This is a genomic window from Candidatus Accumulibacter cognatus (assembly GCF_000584975.1).
GTDB classification, from domain to species: domain Bacteria; phylum Pseudomonadota; class Gammaproteobacteria; order Burkholderiales; family Rhodocyclaceae; genus Accumulibacter; species Accumulibacter cognatus.
This window is the reverse complement of record NZ_JDST02000059.1, coordinates 92,673-99,489: the sequence shown is the minus strand read 5'-3', so window position 1 is coordinate 99,489 and position 6,817 is coordinate 92,673. Positions and strand designations below refer to the sequence as shown.

6 protein-coding genes are annotated in these 6,817 nt (G+C 61.9%); 1 reads left to right on the top strand and 5 read right to left on the bottom strand.

Going from position 1 to position 6,817, the window contains the following annotated elements:
* Positions 1-387: 387 nt before the first annotated feature.
* From AW06_RS20515 to hda, 5 genes are all read right to left on the bottom strand, one after another.
* Positions 388-1,707, bottom strand: coding sequence for a hypothetical protein (locus AW06_RS20515; RefSeq protein ID WP_138677229.1), 1,320 nt, complete (start codon positions 1,705-1,707; stop codon positions 388-390).
* A gap of 419 nt (positions 1,708-2,126) precedes the next feature.
* A complete protein-coding gene (gene folK / locus AW06_RS11935; RefSeq protein ID WP_324546328.1) occupies positions 2,127-2,756 on the bottom strand; it encodes a 2-amino-4-hydroxy-6-hydroxymethyldihydropteridine diphosphokinase in 630 nt (209 codons plus the stop codon).
* Entirely contained in the window at positions 2,737-4,092 is a 1,356-nt protein-coding gene (pcnB, locus tag AW06_RS11930; protein WP_034950241.1) for a polynucleotide adenylyltransferase PcnB, read from the bottom strand. Before pcnB ends, folK begins: the two co-directional genes overlap by 20 nt.
* Before the next feature lie 85 nt (positions 4,093-4,177).
* Complete coding sequence (locus tag AW06_RS11925; RefSeq protein ID WP_034950238.1) at positions 4,178-4,843, bottom strand: HAD family hydrolase; 666 nt, start codon at positions 4,841-4,843, stop codon at positions 4,178-4,180.
* Between the two features lie 18 nt (positions 4,844-4,861).
* Positions 4,862-5,518 carry a DnaA regulatory inactivator Hda gene (gene hda / locus AW06_RS11920; RefSeq protein ID WP_034950235.1) on the bottom strand — a complete coding sequence of 219 codons (657 nt, stop codon included), beginning with the start codon at positions 5,516-5,518 and terminating at the stop codon, positions 4,862-4,864.
* Between the two features lie 144 nt (positions 5,519-5,662).
* On the opposite strand from hda, the gene purM reads away from it, so the two are divergent.
* Complete coding sequence (gene purM / locus AW06_RS11915) at positions 5,663-6,706, top strand: phosphoribosylformylglycinamidine cyclo-ligase (protein WP_034950286.1); 1,044 nt, start codon at positions 5,663-5,665, stop codon at positions 6,704-6,706.
* The last annotated feature ends 111 nt before the right edge of the window (positions 6,707-6,817 follow it).

Sequence of the window (6,817 nt, the reverse complement as noted above, 5' to 3'; positions counted from 1 at the left end):
CGAGTGTCTAAACTTCAGTTGTATTGAATCAGTCTGCTCGTCTGAATCCCGGCTGTCCGGCAACGCCCGCAATACGCAGCAACTACTCGGTCGCTACCACGTCTGGTGAACATTCCGACAATACAATTGTATCGAGTTCAAGCACCTCAAGTATCGAGTTCAAGCTCCTCAATGATCCTGCTGGTTCTTCCGCTTGGAAAGACCGGACGCATCAGTACGGTCATGTCGGCGGCAATCACCTGTCCATTGTCTTTGCAGACGATCCGGCATGCCCCCACGCTTGCGCGCAGGGTTGGGCGGGTACCGCTGCAGAAGTTGCAGAAACCGTTCAAGGGTGAGATCCGCGTCACGAACAATGCCATTCCGTACTGTTGGTCCGTCCTGATTTCAAGTGAATGGCAAGTAGCCCAGCCCGGTCTGCATCAGGCCAACAAGGTCGATGTTGACAGCATTGATGTCGAGATTGGCGGCAGCCTTGGCAAGGGAAACCTGGGAGAATTGGCCTGTATTGATGGCAGTCGACCAGAAAGTCACTTCGGCGGTGGTCGGTGCATGGCCAAAGAGGTTCTGATAAAGGGCTTCCACTTCTGCCGCATTGGAATAATGTTCGCCAAGCTTCACCCGCAGCGCCAGTGCGATGAGATCGTCGGAGCTCATGCCGCCGTCGAGCAAGGAGAGCGCAATGCCTGCGTAGGTCTTGTTGGTGACGAATGACGGTCCGAAGACCACGCCCAGGATTCTGGCGGTGGTGCCGGCGTTGCCGGCGGCCACATCGAACGCGAGGCTCTGGTCGGCAAAGCCGAGCCGCTCGATCCCGCTGAGGGTGTCCATGCCATCGCTACCGGCATTCGCCTGGACCCGGAGGACGTCACCGGTTGTGGTCCAGCTATACTGGGCGATCTTGCCGCTGAACATTGCGCTGTCGACACCACTGCCGCCGTCGAGCGTATCATTGCCCGCGCCACCGGTGAGAGTGTCATGACCATCGCCACCAAGCAAGACATCGTTGCCGGCATAGCCGCTGAACCCGTCGTTGCGCTCACTTGCGGTAAGGGTGTCGTTGCCGTCGAGGAAACTCTCCGAGAGAAAGAATCCCATGCCCTTGCCCGTGCTCTGGATGCCGTTGAGAATCGGGGCTGTGAGTTTGGCCGAGTTGCTCACCGAAAACCGATCCCCCTGGGGGGAAGTGACGGTCAGATAGTCAAGTGTTCCGCTCGCCTGAAACCCCTGATAGCTCACGTTGCCAGCCGACTCGAATGTCCAGCCGGATTGCCTGTACATGATGCGGTTATAGCTGCCGGAACCCTTGCCGCTGGTATCGAAGCCGAGGCTTCCCGCAGCCGACATTTCAAGGTCAAAGAACCTGAAGCTCAGGTTCGAGAGGGTTCCAAAAATGCTTTCACCGTCGTTCTCGAAGTGCAGATTGCCGGCAAAGGTGAACGTGTTGCCAGAGGGGTCCGGCTCCGAGTATCTGATCTCGTCGATGACCCAGACGTCAGTGTCGAACCCTTGGCCACTCATGTTGAGCGTTCCCTGGTTGTCAAACTGCGCCGCATAGGTGGTTGGAGTCAGGCTCTCGGAATTGATTTCTAAATCCTCAAGGAGGACGATTGCCCGCGTCATCGACTGCGAGAGCTGCTGTGCAAGTTGGTTGGGTGTTGCAAACCACGCCGCCCAGTTGGTCGTTGAGAAGCTCAAGTTCGCCATTTGATGAGTCCTTATCGAGATTTTGTTTGAAAGTCGCGTCAGCGACTCACGAATCTCCCCTTTCCACTGGCGGGCGAGGGGTCGGGGGCAGGGACATGGCCCTCGAACTCTGATGGCATATTGCCGAATTCCCCGTAACCATATAATTGTAGTAAAATTTTTGGCGGTTTAAGGCGCCCCTGAAGGCGCCCCTGAAGCCACCCCTTTTCTGCCCCGGATTCACCACTATCATCGGCAGAGCGGGCGCACGGAGCACCGCTGCGGCAGGGGGCTCAAATCCGCCCGTGGCCAGGAACAGTCAACAACATACACCACCCGCGAGGCCTCTTCGCCAAGCCCATCATGCCCTCACCCCTTGATCTGCCTACGATCCTGGGTGGCCAGAGAACAAGGCGTCAGGTTGGTCGCGCACTCAGCGATCATTCAAGCCTCTCGATGGTCTGTCTGCTGACTGCCGGCAGCCAGGCGGCGGCGGTACCGCGGCCGGGAATGCGGCAGAGCGGCGCAATCTCCAGCAAAGGGGCCAGCACGAAAGCGCGCAGGTGCATGCGCGGGTGCGGCACGCTGAGTCGTGGGCTATCGACCACCCGTTGATCGTAGAGCAGCAGGTCGAGGTCGAGGGTGCGCGGGGCATGGTGGAACTCGCGGCGGCGACCGAAGCGGCGCTCGACGACGAACAGCGCGTCGAGCAACTGCTGCGGGTCAAGGTCGGTCCTGATGGCCGCTACTGCGTTGATGAAATCGGGCTGGCCACGGATACCCACCGGTGCCGTGCGATAGAGCGAAGAGACCTGCAACAGTCGCGATTCGGGCAGGTCGGCCAGCGCCGCTGCGGCTGCACGCAACTGGGCTTGTGGATCGGCGAGATTGGCGCCGAGCGCGACGAAGGCCAGGTGCGAGACGCCAGGTACATTTGGCGGCCGCCTGCCTCCCTCCGGCGATCCCGGATCAGCGTACGGGCTGTCCGTGAAGAACTCTTCTCCCATTGTGGTGGCGTCGGCCAGGGAGACTTCGCCGGTGCGCGGCGCTTTATTCCGGGAGCGTGGCATCCTGCCCGTTGTCGGCCGGCGGGCGACGCCGCCGGCGACGTTTTCTGGTTTCTCCAGACGCTGCTGGCAGTAGCATGGCGGCGCGTCCCTCGTCGCTGGCAGCGAGAAAAGCTGTCCACCATTCGCCGACGGCTTGATCGACTTCGCCCGACTCGACCCGCAGCAGCAGGAAATCGTAGCCTGCCTTGAAGCGCGGCTGCTGCAGGACGCCGTAGGGGCGTTTGCCGGAGCGTTGCTCGAAGCGGGGCTGCAAAGCCCAGATCTCCTTGATGTCGCCGGCAATCCGGCGGGTGATCGCGAGCTTTTCGGCCTGCACATCGAGGACTTCGTCCATCGTTAGAAAGAGGGACGGGATGGCCGGTTCACCGCGTGCCTTGAGCGGTTCCCACTTGGCCAGCACCTCGTGCCAGAACAGGGTGGCAAAAAGGAAGCCGGGTGAGATCGGTTTGCCTTCGCGAACGCGACGGTCGGTGCTTTCCAGTGCCAGCATGACGAATCGTTCGCCGAGCGACTGGTCTAGAATCACGTCGAGCAGCGGCAGCAGCCCGTGGTGCAGTCCCTCTTCGCGGAGTTCCCTGACGCAGCGGACGGCGTGCCCCGAGGTGAGCAGCTTGAGCATCTCGTCGAACAGGCGTGAGGGCGGAACGTTCTCGATCAGGCTGCCCATCTCGCGGATCGGCCGGCGCGCTTCGGGATCGATCGACAGGCTCAGCTTTGCCGCCAGGCGGACGGCGCGCAGCATGCGCACCGGATCTTCGCGGTAGCGGGTTTTCGGGTCGCCGATCATGCGCAGGGTTTTCTGGCGCAGGTCGGCAACGCCGTGGTGGTAATCGACGATGGTTTCGGAGGTCGGGTCGTAATACAGCGCGTTGACCGTGAAATCCCGGCGCGCGGCGTCTTCCAGCTGGCTACCGAAGACATTGTCGCGCAGCACTCGACCCTGTTCATCGGTCAGCGCCTTGTTGCCGCTCTCTTCCCCGTGGTGGCCGCGGAAAGTGGTTACCTCGATGATTTCCGTGCCCATGCTGACATGCACGATCTGGAAACGGCGGCCGATGATGCGCGAACGGCGAAAGCAGTGGCGAACCTGTTCCGGCGTCGCATTGGTGGCGACATCGAAGTCCTTCGGCGTCAGGCCGGCCAGCAGATCGCGCACGGCGCCACCGACGATGTACGCCTGGTAGCCATTTTCCTGCAGGGTTTCGATGGTGCGCCGGCAGCCACGACTGATGTCCTCACGCTGCAGCCCATGCTGGGCGGCGGCGAGGATGGCCGGTTCGCTGTGCTTGCCGGGGTGATGGCGTCCGAAGACGCGGGAGATGAACTTGCGGATCATTGAGGATGGTTTCTGCTCGCTGCTATGGCGCAGCGCATGATAACGGATATGGCCACGGTCGGCGGCCGGCGTTTTCCCGATGTGCTCACCCGAGAAGGCTCATGATCGGCCAGGCCGCAGCTTCGGCGTGTGCGCGTAGCGTCGCATCGGGGTCGACCACCACCGGGTTGCTGACCTTGGAAAGCAAGGGCAGATCGTTTTGCGAGTCGCTGTAGAACCAGCTCCGGTCGAAGCTGCTCCACCACAGTCCGAGCGCTTCGAGCCAGGCCTCGACGCGGACGATCTTGCCTTCCCGGAACGATGGCAGGCCGCGCGGCCGACCGGTGAACTGGCCGTTCTCCTGTGCCGGAATGGTGGCGATCAGATGCGCGATTCCGAACTCGCGGACGATCGGACCGGTGACGAAGCTGTTGGTAGCAGTGACGATGGCGCACAGGGCGCCACTGTCGAGATGCCCGCGAACCAGCCGCCGCGCCTGTTCGCTGACCAATGGCAGGATCTGTCGGGAAAGGAACTCGCGCTGCCAGGATTCGAGCAAGGCGCGGGGATGGGCCGCCAACGGCCGGAGCTGGAAATCGAGAAAAATGTCGATGTCGAGGGTCCCGGCCTTGTACTGCTCGTAGAATTCGATGTTCTTGGCTTCATACAAGGCACGGTCGAGAATCCCCTTGCCGATCAGGAACTGCGCCCATTCAAAGTCGCTGTCACCGGCAATCAGGGTATTGTCGAGGTCGAAGAGGGCAAGATCCATGCTTTGCTTTCGGGCGGGTCAGCCAGTTACCAAGGTCTGCATGACCTCACGCAACAATGGCAGGGTGATGGGGCGCTTCTGTTCGAGCGAATAACGGTCGATTGCCACCAGCAAGGCTGCCAGGCTGCGCATGTCGCGCGGCGCCCGCGCAAACAGGTAGCTGAACGCCTCGGGCGGCAGCACCAGCCCCCGCATTCTGGCCTGTTCGGCAAGCGCCGCCAGTTTCTCGGCGTCGCTCAACGGCCTCAGGCGATAGAGCAGGCCGCTACCGAGCCGTGTACGCAGGTCTTCGCGCAGGGTCAGGCGCAGCGGTGGCACATCGGCGGCGGCAAGCAGACGGCCGCCGCTGGCGCGCAGGCGATTGATCAGGTTGAAGAGGACGATCTGGCCAGTCTCGCCGAGCGCCTCGACGTGGTCGACGGCGTAGAACTCGCCGGTGGGGGCAATTCGGGACAGATCCGGGTCCACGCGCGCGTCGCTGTACGCAGCCTGGCAGGCCTGCAGCAGATGTGATTTGCCGGCGCCGGCTTCTCCCCAGAAAAGGAAAACCGATTCGCGGTTGGCCGGCGCCAGCCAGGCGGCCAAGCCGGTCAACGCTTCGGCATTGCTGCCGGCGACAAAATTGTCGAAGCTGGGGGGGGCGTCAGGCAGCAGTTCAAGAATCAACTGGCGCATCGGACGGGGTTCAAGCGGAGGCGGAGGCACTGCGATCGGCACGCGGAAGGGCCATTTCGGATAAGATTGGGTTTCAGACGTTCGAAAATGGCACATTCTACCACTGCACTGCACCTGCCAGCCTTGCTCGGGATCCTCTCATTCATGACTATAGAATCTCTCTCCTATCGCGATGCCGGTGTCGACATCGACGCCGGCGATCAACTCGTCGAACGGATCAAACCCCTCGCCGGAAAAACCCTGCGCGAGGGCGTACTCGGCGGCATCGGCGGTTTTGGTGCGCTTTTCGAAGTTCCCAGACGCTACCGCGAGCCGGTACTGGTGTCCGGCACCGATGGCGTCGGTACCAAGCTCAAGCTCGCCTTCGAACTGCAGCGGCACGACACCATCGGCATCGATCTGGTGGCGATGAGCGTCAACGACATCCTCGTCCAGGGCGCCGAGCCGCTTTTTTTTCTCGATTATTTCGCTTGTGGCAAGCTCGACGTCGAGACCGCTACCGATGTCGTCAAGGGCATCGCCAAAGGCTGCGAACTTGCCGGCTGCGCGCTGATCGGCGGTGAAACAGCCGAAATGCCGGGCATGTACCCGGCAGGCGAATATGATCTCGCCGGTTTCGCCGTCGGCGTCGTCGAGAAAGCGGCGATCATCGACGGCTCGACGATCATTCCGGGGGACGTGCTGCTCGGTCTGCCGTCATCGGGTGCGCATTCCAACGGCTATTCGCTGCTGAGGAAAATCATCAGTCGCGCGCAGCCCGACCTGACACAGGCCTTCGACGGCGAAACGACGTTCGCCGAGGCCATCCTGGCGCCCACGAGGATTTACGTGCAAGCCTTGCGGGCGCTGATGCAGGCGCTGCCGGTCAAGGGCCTGGCGCACATCACCGGCGGTGGCCTTACTGGCAACGTGCCGCGCATCCTGCCGCCCGCAGTCAAGGCCGAGATCGCGCAGGCGGCGTGGTCTCGCCCGAAGCTCTTTGACTGGCTGCAGCGAGAAGGCGGCGTTGCCGATAGCGAAATGCATCGCGTCTTCAACTGCGGGATCGGCATGGTCGTCGTCGTCGCTCGCGAGGACGTGCAACAGGCCTTGCAGATCCTGCATGCGGCCGGTGAAGCGGCGGTGGTCATCGGGGCGATCAAACCCAGGGCGGCCGGTGAAGCGGCGACGGTCGTGTATTCCGGTTAGGGGTGGGCATGTGGATGGGCAATGAATAGTGGTATAGTCATCAAGGCCCTAGCGGATCCTGATTGGCGGCGGCAACGCCGAGTTTGTTCAATGATTATTCACCGGGTAGCC